Raw genomic sequence first — 14,559 nt, 5'->3', positions numbered from 1 at the left:
CTCTGCCTGCCAGGCCAATACTCGATCCATGAAAACAACAAGCCGAGCCTATCAAGCGCTGGGCGCGCCGCTTCAAGGCTTGACCTCACAACCCGGGGAAAGCGGCGCCGCCCAGCCAAGGAAGAGTCAATCGGATCAGTGGAGGTCAACTGCGCAATGCCCGCTGCACCCGGCATTTTCGCGCCGCCCGCCTCCCCAGCTGCAAAGGACCCATGCTGGCCATAACACTGCCGATCTACAGACATTGCTAGTCGCAAAGCGTTTGCTAACAACCACCCTAGGCAGGAACTCGAAATGAAAAAAGAAACAGAGACGGGTTATGGCTTGACCGGCATTGACCTGGATTCGATCAGCTTGAAACGGCGCACGTTTTTGCTCGGGGCCGCCGCCTCTGCCGTGGGGTTGTACGTGGGTTCTTTCGTGCCCAGTGCGTTCGCCGCGTCGGGCGGGCATTTGGAGATTCTTGGCTGGGAAGGTGAAACCGGTGACGCGGAGCTGGCTGAATGGCGCAAGCAGCGTGGCATCAGCGTGCGCTCCAGCTACGCCAGCAACCAGGACGACATTACCGCGCGGCTGGCCGGTTCCGATCCGGTGCAACTTGACCTGACCATGTACGCGTTGGGCTACGAGACCATCTACCAGGAAATGGGCCTGCTCAAGGCGATCGACACCTCGAAGATCCCCAACTACTCGCAGGAAAATACCGTCCCGCTGTTCTACAAGGGCAAGCGCTGGTTCTGGGATGGCAAACAGTGGGGCGTGCCGCTGCTGTGGGGCATGAACACCATTGTCTACAACCCGAAGAACGTGAAAAAGCCGACCGAGTACAAGGACCTGCTGGACCCGAAACTGAAGGGCAAGCTGACCTTCGTCGATGACGGCACCTCCAACTGGTCCCTCATCGCGATCATTGCCGGCTACGGCGACAAGTTCCCCAACCTGACCCGTGCCGAGTTCGACGACGCCTTCGAAAAACTCAAACCGTATCGCGATCAATGCCGCGTCTTTGCCGCCTCGTCGGGTGACGCAGTGTCCCTGCTGGTATCGGGCGAAGTCGACGCGGTGTTCTCGGCCTCTGCCAACACCCCGAGCGAAACCGTCAAGCGCGGCGTGACCACCGCGCTGTCCGTTCCCAAGGAAGGCGCGGCGCTCTGGTGCGATGCCTTGTTTATCCCGAAAACTGCCAAGGACGTGCCCCTGGCGCTGGAGTTCATCAACAAGACGCTCGAGGCGGATACCCAGGCCAAGATGGCCACCACCATGTTCTCGGGCGTGGTCAACCAGAAAGCCGTGCCGCTGCTGCCCGATGATCTGCGCAACACCTTCGACTACGCGAACCTCGACAGCTTTTTCGAGAAGTCGAAACTCTACGGCCAGCCACCCCTGAGCTCCGACAAGTATGTGACCTATGCTGAATGGATCGATCAGTGGGCGAACTTCAAAGGCTCGTTCTAGAGCCGCCGGCCACTCCGTGGACTGAAAGGTTTGATTGAACGGACGGTGACCGGAGGGTGCGTGTTTACGGGCAGGCACTCTCTGCTTGATGGGGGCGCTCGCCAAAGCGCTCTCGTTATCGAAACAAAAAAAGCAAAGGCACAATAATCATGAACGTAGTCAACAACAGCGAACCCATCCTTCTTGAGGAACGGGATTCGCCGGCCGGAAAACACGTGAAAATCGACAAGAAAACCCTCAGCGGTTATTTGCTGGCGTCGCCTCCCCTGTTTTTCCTGGTTGTGTTCTTTCTCATCCCATCGGTGCTGCTGCTGGTCGCCAGTTTCTGGACCGCCAAGACCTTCAGCATGGAACCGGCCGCGACCCTGGCCAACTATGCCAAGGCCCTCGGCGCCAGCGGGTTTTACGACTCGCTGTGGATCGCGCTGCAAAACGGCTTCTGGACCGCCGTGCTGTCCACGGTGATCAGCGCCCCGGTGGCCTATTACATCGTGTATCGCACGCGCTCCAACGCCGTGCTGTACCTGGCGTTGATCTCGTGGTTTTCCAGTTATCTGGTGCGGGTTTACGCCTGGCGCTCGATCCTGGGCACCAACGGCGTGATCAACTCCACGCTGATGCACCTGGGGCTGATCGATCAGCCACTGGACTGGCTGGTGTTCAGCAAGTTTTCGGTGGTGTTGACCCTGGTCCACATCATGTTGCCGTTCACCCTTTTGCTGCTGGTGTCGGGCTTGCGCGATATCAAAAAAGATTACCTCGAAGCCGCCGCCGACCTGGGCGCCAGCGGCGCCACCATTTTGTGGCGGGTGATCATGCCGATGGCGCACAAAAGCATCGTCAGCTCGTTCATGTTCACCTTCGTCCTCGCCGCCAGTGACTACGTCACGCCGCAGCTGCTCGGCGGTCGAGATGCCATGACCACGGGCCTGGTGATCGCCAACCAGTTCCGCTCGGTGGGTAACTGGCCACTGGGCGCGGCGATGGCCTACCTGCTGTTGATTGTCTTCATGCTGGTCTATGCGCTGCTACTGGGTGTGTTGCGGGCGGCCAACCTGGCGCCCGGCAAGCGTTACCACGACTGAATGCCGCCCATAACAACAAGGTGACCGCCATGATCAGACTCTTCACTTACGTTTACATGCTGTTTCTCTACGCGCCGATCGCGATTATCACGCTGTTCAGCTTTCACTCGTCGGCCTCGTTATCGTTCCCGTTCGAGGGCTTCTCTACCCAATGGTATGAGGCGCTGTTCAGCAGTTCGGACTTTATGACGGCGCTGACCAACAGCGCGATCGTCGCGGCGGGTTCGACCGTGCTCACCACCCTGCTGGGCACGTTCTCGGCACTGGCGCTGATGCGCATGAAAGGCCGGGTCAAAACGGTCTTTGCCTTCATGAACTTCGCCCCCATCGCCCTGCCCGGTCTGTTCCTCGGCATCGCCCTGGTGATTTTCTTCTCGCTGATCGGCCTGCCGCGCTCGCTGCTGACCGTGGTCATCGGCCATACGCTGTTCACCTTTCCGTTCTTCGTCGAGTCCGTGCGTTCACGCCTGGAGTACTTCGATCTGTCATTCGAAGAGGCCGCGCGGGATCTGGGCGCCACACCGCTCAAGGCGTTCTGGCTGGTGACGCTGCCAATTATCGGCCCGACGATTGCCGGCGCCGCGATCCTCGCGGTGGCGCTGTCGATGGACGAATTCCTGATCACCGTGTTCGTCACCGGCAGCGACACCACGCTACCCCTCATGATTCTTTCGATGATGCGCCGCGCCGTCAGCCCAACCATCAATGCCGCCTCGGTATTCATGCTGGTCGTGACCATCGCCATCATCGTTATCGCCGGCCTGGTCATGACCTTGCGCCGTCGTCGTCTCGAACTTGAACGTGCTGAAACTGCAGAGTAATCGCCATGACCAACAGTATTGAACTGAGCAGAATCTCCAAGAGCTACGGTGGCCTGACCGCCCTGGGCAAAGTCGACCTGACCGTCAAACGCAACGAAATCCTGACCTTGCTCGGCCCCAGCGGCTGCGGCAAGACCACGCTGATGCGCATCATCGCGGGTTTCGAAGAACCCACCACCGGCAAGGTCGTGATCGACGGCAAGGACTCCACGTCCCTGCCGCCCGAGCAGCGCCCGGTGAACATGGTGTTCCAGAAATACGCGCTGTTCCCGCACCTCGATGTGTTCGATAACGTCGCGTTCGGCCTGCGCCTGAAGAAGAAACCGAAGGATGAGATCAAGCGTGAAGTGACCAAGGCGCTGGAGCTGGTGCAGCTGGAAGGCTTCAAGAATCGCTGGATCTCCGAGCTCAGCGGCGGCCAGGCGCAACGGGTCGCCCTGGCGCGGGCGCTGGTGAATCGTCCCGCCGTGTTGCTGCTCGATGAACCGCTGGCGGCGCTGGATTTGAAGATTCGCCACCACATGCTCAACGAGATCAAACGCATCCACGAAGAGACTTCGACCACCTTCGTTTATGTGACCCATGACCAGGACGAGGCGATGATCCTGTCGGACCGCGTGGTGTTGTTGAACAAGGGCGGCATCGAGCAGATCGGTGGCCCGCAGGAGATGTACTGGTCGCCGCGTACGCTGTTCGCCGCGAAGTTTTTTGGCGACACCAACATCGTCAACGGCACGTATGGGCTGGGTGATACCAGCAATGGTTTTGTGGACCTGCCGTTCGGTCGTTATGCACACACGGCCAAAAACAGCCTCGGGGCCGGGCCGGTCAACGTGTCGATCCGTCCTGAAACCATCGGTCTTGAGCCTGCTCTGGGCGCGACGCTGGCTGACGGGGCGTTTGCCGGGAAGGTGAAGGACACGTCGTTTATCGGCAACCGGGTGATCTACCGGGTGGCAGTGGCCGGCGGCACGATCGACCTCAAATGCCAGCAACTGCCGACGCCGGGCAGCCTCACGCTGCCGCCCGGAGCGGACGTGGCGCTGACCTGCAAGCCAGATAGTTTTGTGGTGATACCGGCGTAAAGAAACGCACAGGCTTTAACAGCAACTTCCTCGCCGGATCGTCCGCTCTTGCACAAGAGCATGATCCGGCGTTTTTTTTACCACCACAAAACACCCTCTCACAGGGGGATCTGTGCCAGGCTCAGGTCTTGTGGACGACACTAATTCAGTGTGGGAGCGGGCTTGCTCGCGAAGGCGGTGTGTCAGACAACGATGATGTTGACTGACACGCCCTCTTCGCGAGCAGGCTCGCTCCCACAGGGGGATCTGTGCCAGGCTCAGGTCTTGTGGACGATACTAATCCAGTGTGGGAGCGGGCTTGCTCGCGAAAGCGGTGTGTCAGGCGACGATGATGTTGAATGACACGCCCTCTTCGCGAGCAGGCTCGCTCCCACAGGGGGATCTGTGCCAGGCCCAGGCTTTGTGAGCGACGCCATTCCAGTGTGGGAGCGAGCCTGCTCGCGAAGGCGGTGTGTCTGGTGACGGTGATGTTGACTGTGCCAGAGCCATCGCGAGCAAGCTCACTCCCACAGGGGATCTGTGCAGGGCTCGGGTTTTGTGAACGACACCAATTCAGTGTGGGAGCGGGCTTGCTCGCGAAAGCGGCGTGTCAGGCGACGATGATGTTGAATGACACGCCCTCTTCGCGAGCAAGCCCGCTCCCACAGGGGGATCTGTGCAGGGCCGGGGTTTTGTCGGCGGCGCCAAGCCCACTCCCACAGGGTTTCAGACCCTGAAGTTGTTCATCAGCAGCTGTTGCTGGTTCGCCAGGTCATTCAGGGATTGGCTGATCCGCGCCGATTGATCGGCCTGTTCTACCAATGCCCCCGTCACATCCCGGATCGCCGAGACGTTGCGGTTCACTTCTTCGGTCACGGCACTCTGCTCTTCCGCCGCGCTGGCGATTTGCAGGTTCATGTCGGTCATGATTTCGATGTTGTGGCTGACATGGACCAGCGCGCCGACCGCCTCCAGTGCCTGGGCGGCGCTGGCGTCTGCCTGGCGGTGCTGGCTTTGCATGGCGTTCACCACGTCGCGGGTACCGCTTTGCAGGCTTTCGATCACGCCCTGGATCTCACTCACGGAATCCTGGGTGCGCTGGGCCAAGTGGCGAACTTCATCCGCCACCACCGCAAAGCCGCGCCCCGTCTCCCCGGCCCTCGCGGCTTCGATGGCGGCATTCAGCGCCAACAGATTGGTTTGCTGGGCGATGGTGCGAATCACATCCAGCACGCTGCCGATTTTCTCACTGCTGTCGGCAAGCTGGCGGACCCCGCTCATGGCGCCGCTCATGTGATCAGCCAGCAACTGAATGGAATGCGCAGCGGTCTCGATCGTACCTTTGCAAGACCGCGCTGCGACATCGCCATTGCGCGCGGCAGTCGCGGCCATGGATGCATTGCGCGCGACGTCTTGAGAAGTCGCGCTCATCTCATGGGCAGCGGTGGCGACTTGCTCGACCTCGCGCAGTTGTTGCTGCATGCCGCTGCTGGTTTGAGTCGCGATCGACGATGCCTGATCCGCGGTGGATCGGGTCTCCAGAACACTCTGGCTGACCTCGGCAATAATCGGCTGCAGCTTATCGAGGAAGCGATTGAACCACCCCACCAGCGCACCCATTTCGTCGCGCCGCTCGGCACTCAACCGGCGAGTCAGGTCGCCCTCGCCATTGGCGATGTCTTCCAGCATGGCGGACACCCGACGAATTGGCCGCGTGACACTCACCGCCAACAACCCCATCAACAACGTACCGGCCACGGTGACCACTATCCCGGTGACCACTTGCACCATGATCGACCGGCGGTTGGAGTGCTCCATCACCTGCTGCATCTCCGCGACCGAGGCCATCAACGTGGCGCGCGGCACTTCGATAACAGTCATCCACTGGCTGGCATTCGGGATCGGCGAAAACGGCACGACGAGCATCACGTTGGCGCTGTCAGGTTCATCAAGGGTCAGGGTTTTCCCCGACTTCGCGCCCTCGAACATGTCAGTCGCCTGTCGCGGATAGAGGTCCTTGATGGATTTGCCCAACGCCGCAGGATCACCACTCTTACCCATGACGGCACCGGCGGCGCTGACAAACGTCAGTTGTCCCTGGCCGTCGAACAGCGAGGTACTGGCTTTCTGCGCAATGTTTTGCAGGCTGCTCAACGGCAGATCGATGCTGACCACACCAAGGAATTTCCCGCCGTCCATCAATGGGATCGCGATGCTCGACGTCAGGGTCGGCACACCGTTGAGCTGGAAGGTATAGGGCTCGATCAGGCAGGCCTTGCGGGTTTTCTTCGGGCAATTCCACCAGGCTTTGCCGGGGTCGCCGTCGTCGAGCATTTCTTTCTCATCGAGGACGAAGTTCTGCATCGACGACACATACACCGCAAACCGGCCCTTGGCGTTGCCAGTGAAATCGGCGCCATTGATCGCGCTGCCGTCTGCACCGTCGAGGGCATTCGGTTCAAAGGAAATGCCGACGCCGAGAATCTCCGGCGTGGTCGCCACTTGCGCGCGAATCAAGCGATACAGATCACCACGCAACTGCGCCGGGGCCAAGCCATTTTGCTTGGCCTGACGGCGCATCATCACAACCTGGGTGGCCAGGGAACGGGTGAACATCAAGCTGCTGAGGAAGCGCTGCTCAATCCCGTTAGCCTGCAAGAACCCCGTCGCCTCCAAATATTGCACGGAGGCCTGGGACAGCGCCTGGGTACTGGACGCGCTGACCACCGCCGAGGTGTCGCGCATCTGCTGAATCGAAAACCCCACCAGGCAGAGCACCATGACAAACAGACAACTCCCGGCAGCCAGCGTAATTCTTGTTTTGATCGACAAGGTTCCCATCGCATCGCCTCACTAAAATCCAGCCTGGAACAACGAGTTTTTTTGAGCGGTTCAAAAAAAAAGCTCCCCATACGGAGAGCCTGAAAACACTTGGAAAGACGGTGAGAGTGACCAGCAGCAGCGAGAAACGACCCTTTTTCCCGCTACCCGCTTGCCAAGTGCTGCAACGGAACAACAACCCTCAAGCGGGTTTCTTGTAGCGACGAATGCGGATATCCGCCTGCTCCTTGTGCCCGGCAAAACCTTCCATGCCGCACAAGCGCGAGCAGTATTCGCCGACCAGCACCGATGCTTCGTCCGTCAGCACTCGCTGATAGGTGCAGGTCTTGATGAACTTGCCGACCCACAGCCCGCCGGTGTAACGCGCGGTGCCGGTGGTGGGCAGGGTGTGGTTGGTGCCAATCACCTTGTCGCCGTAGGACACGTTGGTCCGCTGACCGAGGAACAGCGCGCCGTAGTTGGTCATGTGTTCGAGGAAATACAGCGGCTCGCGGGTCATCACCTGAACGTGCTCGGAGGCAATCCGGTCGGCTTCCTGCACCAACTCGTCGACGGTGTCGCACAGGATGATTTCGCCGTAATCGCGCCAGGCAACCGAAGCGACCGGCGCGGTGGACAGGATGGTCAACTGGCGCTCGATTTCTGCCGGCAGGGTTTCTGCGAGTGCCGGGCTATTGGTCAGGAACACCGCAGGCGAGTTGACGCCATGCTCGGCCTGGCCCAGCAAGTCAGCGGCAATGATTTCGACATCGGAACTGTCATCGGCGATCACCAGGGTTTCAGTCGGCCCGGCGATCAGGTCGATACCGATTTTGCCGAACAACTGGCGCTTGGCTTCCGCGACATAGGCATTGCCCGGGCCGACGATCATGTCCACCGCTTTGAAGGTGTCGGTGCCCAGGGCAAACGCGGCAATCGCCTGCACGCCGCCGACGCAATAGATCTCATCGGCACCGGCCAGGTACATCGCGGTGACGATCGCCGGATGCGGCTTGCCATCAAACGGTGGCGCGGCGGCGACCACGCGTTTCACCCCCGCAACCTTGGCGGTCAGCACGCTCATGTGCGCCGAGGCCAGCAACGGGTATTTGCCGCCGGGGATGTAGCAGGCCACTGAGTTCACCGGAATGTTGCGGTGCCCGAGGATCACGCCTGGCAGGGTTTCGACTTCGACGTCGTGCATCGAGGCTTTCTGCACTTCGGCAAAGCGGCGCACTTGTGCCTGGGCAAATTTGATATCGCCGATTTCCTGCTCCGACAGACTGGCGACACACGCCGCGATTTCTGCGTCGGTCAGGCGAAAGGACGCGGGGTCCCATTTATCAAATTGCCTGGAGTATTCACGCACGGCGGCATCGCCGTTTTTGCCGATGTTGGCGATGATTTGCTCAACGGTGTCGCGGACTTGGGAGGCGATTTCGGCTTGAGCTTCGACAGGCTTACTTTTCTTCAGATAACGAATCATCAATTTGCTCCAGGTGGTTCTTGAGCGCACGCCAGATGCACTCAGCATTGGCGACCATCTTTTCGTACCCCCCTGCCCCGGGCAATTTCGCAGCCTCCTTATTGATGACGCGATCTGACGCAGCACAGACGCAGTGTTGAAGCACTGGCAACGGCAACTGTCGTTATTCGTATAACCTTTTCTTATTAAAACCCGTAAAGCGCTGCATCCAGTGACTTGTCGGATTGCCCACAAGCCTTACTCCACGTGGCTTTAAGCCCATATAACAAAGACTTGACACCTCCCCAATGAAAAAAACAAAGCAGGCATTGACTTAGCCATTCGGAGTGATAGCTTAAATAAGCGGTTATACGTATAACCTAATAATCACAACTTGAAGAGGTGACCAACCGTGAGTCGAGTCTTGTATCTATTCGGTGGCTGGCCCGGCCATTACCCCTACGAAATTGCTGCATGGGCCCGGACCGTTTTCCAGGAGCTGGATTTCGAAGTCGAAGAGTCCACCGACATCTTCACACTGGACAGGGACTTGACCGGTTATGACCTGATCGTGATCGGCTGGAACAACGCCGTCACCACGGAAACCCTGACCGCCTCCCAGGAAAACCGCCTGCTCGAAGCCATCGAAAGCGGCACCGGGCTGGTCGGTTGGCATGGCGCCGGCGCGGCGTTTCGCGCCAGCCTCAAGTATCACTGGGTGCTGGGCGGCTCGTTTCTCGAGCACCCGATGGGCGAAGGTTTTCCCCATCCGTACCAGGTCAACTTCATCGACCGCAGCCACGAAGTCACCCAAGGCGTCGAGGATTTCGAGGTGCGCTCCGAGCAGTACTACATGCAGGTCGACCCGAACATCCACGTATTGGCCGAAACCACGTTCGACGGTAATCCGTTCCCTTGGCTCAAGGGCCATCGCAGCCCGGTCGCCTGGGTTCGCCAGTGGGGTCAGGGCCGGGTGTTCTATCACTCGATCGGCCACGACACGAGCAACCTCGCCGACCCGAATATCCGCCGCCTGACCAAGCAGGGCCTGAACTGGGCAACCCGCGGCCGCGCACAAGGCACCGGCAACACCACCCCGCTTTCATCAACCCAAGGAGTCCTGTCATGACTAAATTGACCGGCAGCCAGATCGTGGCTCAAACCCTGAAAAACTATGGCGTCGAATACGTCGCCGGCATCCCCGGCCACGGTATCTGGACCCTCACCGACGCCTTCCTTGAAGAAGACTCGAAGCTCAAGTTCATCCAGGTCTTCCACGAACAGAGTGCGGTGCACCTCGCCGACGGTTACTACCGGGTTTCCGGCAAGCCGATGGCGGCGGTCACTTCCATCGGTGCCGGCGCGGCCAACACCGTCATCGGCATGGCCACTGCGTTCACCGACTCCACCAGCCTGATGCTGATCACCGGCGGGCCGCCCACTCACATGCGCGGCCACGGTTTGCTGCAAGAACTGGAACGCTACACCGACAACGACTTCCCGAAAATCGCTGAAGCCGTGACCAAACGTCACTGGGTCGCAACCCGCGTTGAAGAGTTGCCGTTCATGATGCATCGCGCCTGGAGCGCGATGGTCACGGGCCGCCCAGGTCCCGTGCACCTTGAAATCCCGATGGACGTCCAGGCAGAAGCCGCCGAAGTGACCTTGCACGCGTTGGAAGAACGCACCCCGATCGGCAAGTGCTTCCCGGACCCGGCGGCCACCGCCCGTGCGGTTGAAGAGCTGAAGGCGTGCAAGCGCCCGGTGCTGGTGATCGGCGGCGGTGTCATCACCGGCGAGGCCAGCGCTGAAGTGCTCGCCCTGGCTGAAGCCTGGAAGATTCCGGTGGTGACCACCTGGAACGGCAAAAGCGGCTTCCCGGAAGATCACCCACTGTTCGCCGGCAGCGTCGGTCAGACCGGCACACTGTGCGGTAACCAAGTGGCGTCCACCGCCGATGTGATCATTGCCGTGGGTTGTCGCTTCACCGACTGGTCGTCGTCGAGTTATGCCAAAGGCGTGACCTTTGCGATTCCGCCGTCGAAGCTGATTCACATCGACATCGATCCACACGAAATCGGCAAAAACTACCCAGTGACCGTGGGCATCTGCGCCGATGCGAAATACGCCCTCGCCCACATCGTCGAAGGCTTGAAAGGCCAGACCGTGGACCGCGAGGAATACCTGGCCGACCTGCGCGGCTATCAGGACGAATGGGAAACCAAACTGGCGGGCCGTCGTGATTCCGACCGCTTCCCGTTTACCTCGCAACGTCCCCTGGGCGCGCTGCGCAAGATCTTTCCGCGGGACACCATTGTGGTGGTCGGCTCCGGCAACACCCAGGGCGCGGTCAAGCAGACGTTCCCGGTGTACACGCCGCGCACGCACCTGACCTCGGGCGGTTTCTCGTCCATGGGCTGGGCCGTGCCGGCCGCGATCGGCGCCAAACTGGCGGCACCGAACCAACCGGTGGTGTGCATCCTCGGCGACGGCGACTTCCTGATGACCTCCCAGGAAATTGCGATCTGCGTGACCAACAACATTCCCGTGGTGTTCATGATCCAGAACAACGCCGGGTACATGTCGATTCGCGGTGGCCAGCGCAAGCAGACCAGTCGCCACATCGGCACCGAGTTCAACCACCCGGACGGCACGCCGTACAGCCCGGATTTCAAAGCGGTCGGCGAAGCCTTTGGCCTGAAATCCTATCGCGTGGAGCGTCCTGAAGACCTGGAGCCGATCCTGCAGGAAGCCCTGGACCTGAACGTGCCGGTGCTGATCGAGATCCCGACCGACCGTGACGCCGCAGGTCCTTGGGTGCCGGGCTGGTGGGACTTCCCGATCCCTGCGTACATCACCGACGAACGCCAGGACGAATACCAGGAACTGCGCAACTCCGAACAGCACCTATAAGAACTGGAGCAGCTCAAATGAGTGATGCCTTGATTTCGCATCATGCAGAGCTGAATCCACAACCGGGGGCGCCGCGCGAACCGCGCGCCCTCGACGTGGTGACACCTGATGCAGATGGCAATATCAATTGTGATGTCGTGATTATCGGTTCGGGCATGGGCGGTTCGACGTTTGCCCATGCGTTGCGCGAAAGCGGGCTGGACATCGTGATCGTCGAACGGGGGGATTTCCTGCCCCGAGAAATACAGAACTGGAGCACCGAATCGGTGTTCGCCGAAGGCCGCTATCGCAATGCCGAGCAGTGGCTGGATGAGTCCAATCAAGCGTTTTCCCCCGGCGTTTTTTACTACGTCGGCGGCAACACCAAATTCTACGGCGCCATGCTGCCACGGTTTCGCGAAGAGGATTTCGGCGAAATCCAGCATGCCGAAGGCGTGTCACCGGCATGGCCCATCAGTTACGCAGAACTGGAACCCTGGTACGCCGAAGCTGAAAAGCTTTATCGGGTGCATGGCCAGGCCGGCAGCGATCCCAGCGAACCCTGGCGCTCCGGGCCATTTCCGCAACCGGCGCTCAAACATGACCCGGCCCTGGCCCCGCTGGAGCACAGCATGCGCCGCTCCGGGCTCAAGCCGTTCGTGATGCCGGCCGCGGTGGATTACGGCGACGGCGGTGGCTGCGTGTTGTGTTCGACCTGCGACGGCTATCCCTGCCTCGTAGACTCCAAGGCTGACGCTGAAGTGTCGGCACTACGACCGGCCCTGCGCAGCGGCAACATCCGGCTGATGACCCGCACCACGATCAAACAACTGATCACTGGCAGGGACGGTCGCACCGTGACCGAGGCCCGAGGCCTGATCGATGGCCGCGAGGTGACGTTGCGTGCCAAACGCTTCGTCCTGGCCTGCGGCGCGGTGAACAGCGCCGCCCTGTTGTTCAAGTCGGCGAACGAGCAACACCCGGAAGGCCTGGGCAACAGTTCGGGGCAACTGGGGCGCAACTACATGGTTCACAACAGCACCTTCATGCTGGCCGTGGACCCGCGACGCAAGAACAAAGTGATCTTCCAGAAGACCCTGGCGATCAACGACTGGTACCACGCCAGCCCGCACAATGCGTTCCCGTTGGGCAACGTGCAGATGCTGGGGAAAATCCGCGAGCCGATGATCACCTCGATGCGCCCGTGGCTGCCCAAGTTTGCCTCGCGCTACATCACCGACCACAGCGTCGACCTGTACCTGACCTCGGAGGATTTGCCGACCCAGGGCAACCGGGTCACGTATGACAAGCAGCGCGGCGCGATCAAGGTCCACTGGACACCGAACAACCTCAAGGCCCACGAAGGCCTGGTGAGCAAGACCAGTAAAGTCATGCGCGAGGCGGGTTATCCGGTGATTCTGAAGGCTCGCATGGGGATCGCCACCAACTCGCATCAGTGCGGCACGGCGGTGATGGGCACTGACCCCGCCACGAGTGTGCTGGATGTGAATTGCAAGCTGCATGACCTGGACAACGTCTGGGTGGTCGACAGTTCGTTCTTCCCGTCGTCGGCGGCGGTTAATCCGGCGTTGACCATTGCGGCGAATGCCCTGCGGGTCGCGGCGAATTTCATGAGGGCCTGACACCCCGCCCCGTAGCAGCTGTCGAGCCCCGGCGAGGCTGCGTTCGGCTGCGGAGCAGTCGTAAACCCGGCATACGCGGTTTGCATGGTAAACCGCGTAGTCTGATCTCACGACTGCTTCGCAGCCGAACGCAGCCTCGCCCAGGCTCGACAGCTGCTACAGCGACGAACGCAACTGCTGCAAGGTTGGTGTTAAATCTGGAGCGTCGAGGTACGCACAATCAATTTCGTGGCGAAGATTTTCTGCTCGGGTTCAAGCCGGGTGCCGGCCGGTGCATTCAGCTGTTCGGTGAGCATTCTGGCGGCGTAGACGCCCTTCTCCACCATCGGCTGGCCGATCGTGGTCAAGCCGAGTTGAACCGCCTCGGGAATATCGTCAAAGCCAATCACCGAAAGGGTTTGCGGAACATTGCGATTGAGCGCGTGGGCGGTTTTCATGCAGGCGATTGCCATCACATCCGAGCAGGCGACCACCGCCGTGATGTCGTTGGAGGTCAGCAGCGTGAAGGCCGCCGCTTGCCCCGACGTCGAATCCAGCCCGCCGGCTTCGATAATGCTCAAATCCTCGAAGGCCAGACCTGCCGCACCCGCCGCTTCCACATACCCGGTCAGACGCTCGCGGACAATGCGTTCGCTGGCGCTCTTGAAACGCGCCTGATCAATCGGCCCGCGATAACCGTCGGGGTTGAGTCGGTCGATGATGACGCCGATCTTGCGGTGGCCCAGGTCGAGCAAATGTTGCATCTGCGTGCGGGCGGCGCCGCGATCATCAATGCCGACAAAAAACGAGTCGTCCACCAATGGCGAATCGATCACCACGAACGGAATGTTCTGCTTCACCACGGCCAACACGGCCGGGTGATCGTCGGGCAGGGTTGAAATAATCAAGCCATCCACCAACCCGCGCAGGGCCAGGCTGCCGTGATTCGCCGCGGGCGAACGCCCGACCAGGCGATTGTTATTCAGCGGGAATAACGTCAGCGCGACGTTCTCCAGTTCGCCCACTTCACTGATGCCGCGCAACAAGGCAATCGTGCAGGGATCGGCAAATGCCAGGGACAGTTTGTCCATCATCATCAACCCGATCGCGCCGATCTTGCCCGAGCGCAGGCTGCGCCCCAGCACGTTGGGCCCCGGGTAACCCAATGAAGCAGCCACCTCAAGGATATGTTCACGCTGGGCTTGGGACAGTTTGGAGGGGCGATTGTAAGCGTAGGACACCGCAGGCTGAGACACCCCCGCCGCCAGTGCTACATCTTTCATTGAAACGGATGCCATCGCTTGCTTCCCGATCTTTTGAAAAACCTCGTTCGAG

10 protein-coding genes and 1 pseudogene are annotated in these 14,559 nt (G+C 60.3%); 7 read left to right on the top strand and 4 right to left on the bottom strand.

The genetic code is table 11. From position 1 onward, the window contains the following. The first annotated feature begins 294 nt into the window (after nucleotides 1-294). The 4 genes from ACIQY3_RS00470 (at nucleotide 295) to ACIQY3_RS00455 (ending at nucleotide 4,446) form a co-directional block, all read left to right on the top strand. The gene (locus ACIQY3_RS00470) at nucleotides 295-1,455 is read left to right on the top strand and encodes a PotD/PotF family extracellular solute-binding protein (RefSeq protein ID WP_403016166.1); all 1,161 of its coding nucleotides are present in this window, start codon (nucleotides 295-297) and stop codon (nucleotides 1,453-1,455) included. A gap of 149 nt (nucleotides 1,456-1,604) precedes the next feature. Next, on the top strand, nucleotides 1,605-2,540 hold the full coding sequence (locus ACIQY3_RS00465) for an ABC transporter permease (protein ID WP_403016164.1): 936 nt from the start codon (nucleotides 1,605-1,607) through the stop codon (nucleotides 2,538-2,540). Between the two features lie 29 nt (nucleotides 2,541-2,569). Then, nucleotides 2,570-3,361: an ABC transporter permease gene (locus ACIQY3_RS00460; RefSeq protein WP_403016162.1), complete on the top strand. Its 792-nt coding sequence runs from the start codon at nucleotides 2,570-2,572 to the stop codon at nucleotides 3,359-3,361. 5 nt (nucleotides 3,362-3,366) lie between these two features. After that, nucleotides 3,367-4,446: an ABC transporter ATP-binding protein gene (locus ACIQY3_RS00455; protein WP_403016160.1), complete on the top strand. Its 1,080-nt coding sequence runs from the start codon at nucleotides 3,367-3,369 to the stop codon at nucleotides 4,444-4,446. A 705-nt stretch (nucleotides 4,447-5,151) separates the two neighbouring features. Here ACIQY3_RS00455 and ACIQY3_RS00450 read toward each other — a convergent pair. The 3 genes and pseudogenes from ACIQY3_RS00450 to hisD form a co-directional block, all read right to left on the bottom strand. Further along, the gene (locus ACIQY3_RS00450; protein WP_403017609.1) at nucleotides 5,152-5,907 is read right to left on the bottom strand and encodes a methyl-accepting chemotaxis protein; all 756 of its coding nucleotides are present in this window, start codon (nucleotides 5,905-5,907) and stop codon (nucleotides 5,152-5,154) included. Between the two features lie 102 nt (nucleotides 5,908-6,009). After that, nucleotides 6,010-7,005: pseudogene (locus ACIQY3_RS00445) on the bottom strand (HAMP domain-containing protein); the annotation flags it as partial. Nucleotides 7,006-7,447: 442 nt separating this feature from the next. Continuing rightward, entirely contained in the window at nucleotides 7,448-8,731 is a 1,284-nt protein-coding gene (gene hisD, locus ACIQY3_RS00440; protein WP_403016158.1) for a histidinol dehydrogenase, read from the bottom strand. A 391-nt stretch (nucleotides 8,732-9,122) separates the two neighbouring features. Between hisD and ACIQY3_RS00435 the strand changes: the two genes are divergently transcribed. From ACIQY3_RS00435 to ACIQY3_RS00425, 3 genes are read left to right on the top strand one after another with little or no spacing between them, the layout of a single operon-like run. Continuing rightward, the gene (locus ACIQY3_RS00435; RefSeq protein WP_403016156.1) at nucleotides 9,123-9,839 is read left to right on the top strand and encodes a ThuA domain-containing protein; all 717 of its coding nucleotides are present in this window, start codon (nucleotides 9,123-9,125) and stop codon (nucleotides 9,837-9,839) included. Continuing rightward, nucleotides 9,836-11,623: a thiamine pyrophosphate-binding protein gene (locus ACIQY3_RS00430; protein WP_403016154.1), complete on the top strand. Its 1,788-nt coding sequence runs from the start codon at nucleotides 9,836-9,838 to the stop codon at nucleotides 11,621-11,623. Before ACIQY3_RS00435 ends, ACIQY3_RS00430 begins: the two co-directional genes overlap by 4 nt. 17 nt (nucleotides 11,624-11,640) lie before the next feature. Then, complete coding sequence (locus tag ACIQY3_RS00425) at nucleotides 11,641-13,245, top strand: GMC oxidoreductase (RefSeq protein WP_403016152.1); 1,605 nt, start codon at nucleotides 11,641-11,643, stop codon at nucleotides 13,243-13,245. 191 nt (nucleotides 13,246-13,436) lie between these two features. Here ACIQY3_RS00425 and ACIQY3_RS00420 read toward each other — a convergent pair whose 3' ends face one another. After that, entirely contained in the window at nucleotides 13,437-14,522 is a 1,086-nt protein-coding gene (locus ACIQY3_RS00420; protein ID WP_403016150.1) for a LacI family DNA-binding transcriptional regulator, read from the bottom strand. Nucleotides 14,523-14,559: the final 37 nt, after the last annotated feature.

It is taken from the genome of Pseudomonas sp. NPDC096950, assembly GCF_044762525.1.
Classification (GTDB): domain Bacteria; phylum Pseudomonadota; class Gammaproteobacteria; order Pseudomonadales; family Pseudomonadaceae; genus Aquipseudomonas.
The sequence above is the reverse complement of the archived record's forward strand: the minus strand, read 5'-3'. Positions and strand labels throughout refer to the sequence as shown.

Coding starts and splice junctions, on each gene's coding strand:
- ACIQY3_RS00470 (WP_403016166.1), top strand. CDS start 295: ATGAAAAAAGAAACAGAGACGGGTTATGGCTTGACCGGCATTGACCTG.
- ACIQY3_RS00465 (WP_403016164.1), top strand. CDS start 1,605: ATGAACGTAGTCAACAACAGCGAACCCATCCTTCTTGAGGAACGGGAT.
- ACIQY3_RS00460 (WP_403016162.1), top strand. CDS start 2,570: ATGATCAGACTCTTCACTTACGTTTACATGCTGTTTCTCTACGCGCCG.
- ACIQY3_RS00455 (WP_403016160.1), top strand. CDS start 3,367: ATGACCAACAGTATTGAACTGAGCAGAATCTCCAAGAGCTACGGTGGC.
- ACIQY3_RS00450 (WP_403017609.1), bottom strand. CDS start 5,907: ATGCAGCAACAACTGCGCGAGGTCGAGCAAGTCGCCACCGCTGCCCAT.
- hisD (WP_403016158.1), bottom strand. CDS start 8,731: ATGATTCGTTATCTGAAGAAAAGTAAGCCTGTCGAAGCTCAAGCCGAA.
- ACIQY3_RS00430 (WP_403016154.1), top strand. CDS start 9,836: ATGACTAAATTGACCGGCAGCCAGATCGTGGCTCAAACCCTGAAAAAC.
- ACIQY3_RS00425 (WP_403016152.1), top strand. CDS start 11,641: ATGAGTGATGCCTTGATTTCGCATCATGCAGAGCTGAATCCACAACCG.
- ACIQY3_RS00420 (WP_403016150.1), bottom strand. CDS start 14,522: ATGGCATCCGTTTCAATGAAAGATGTAGCACTGGCGGCGGGGGTGTCT.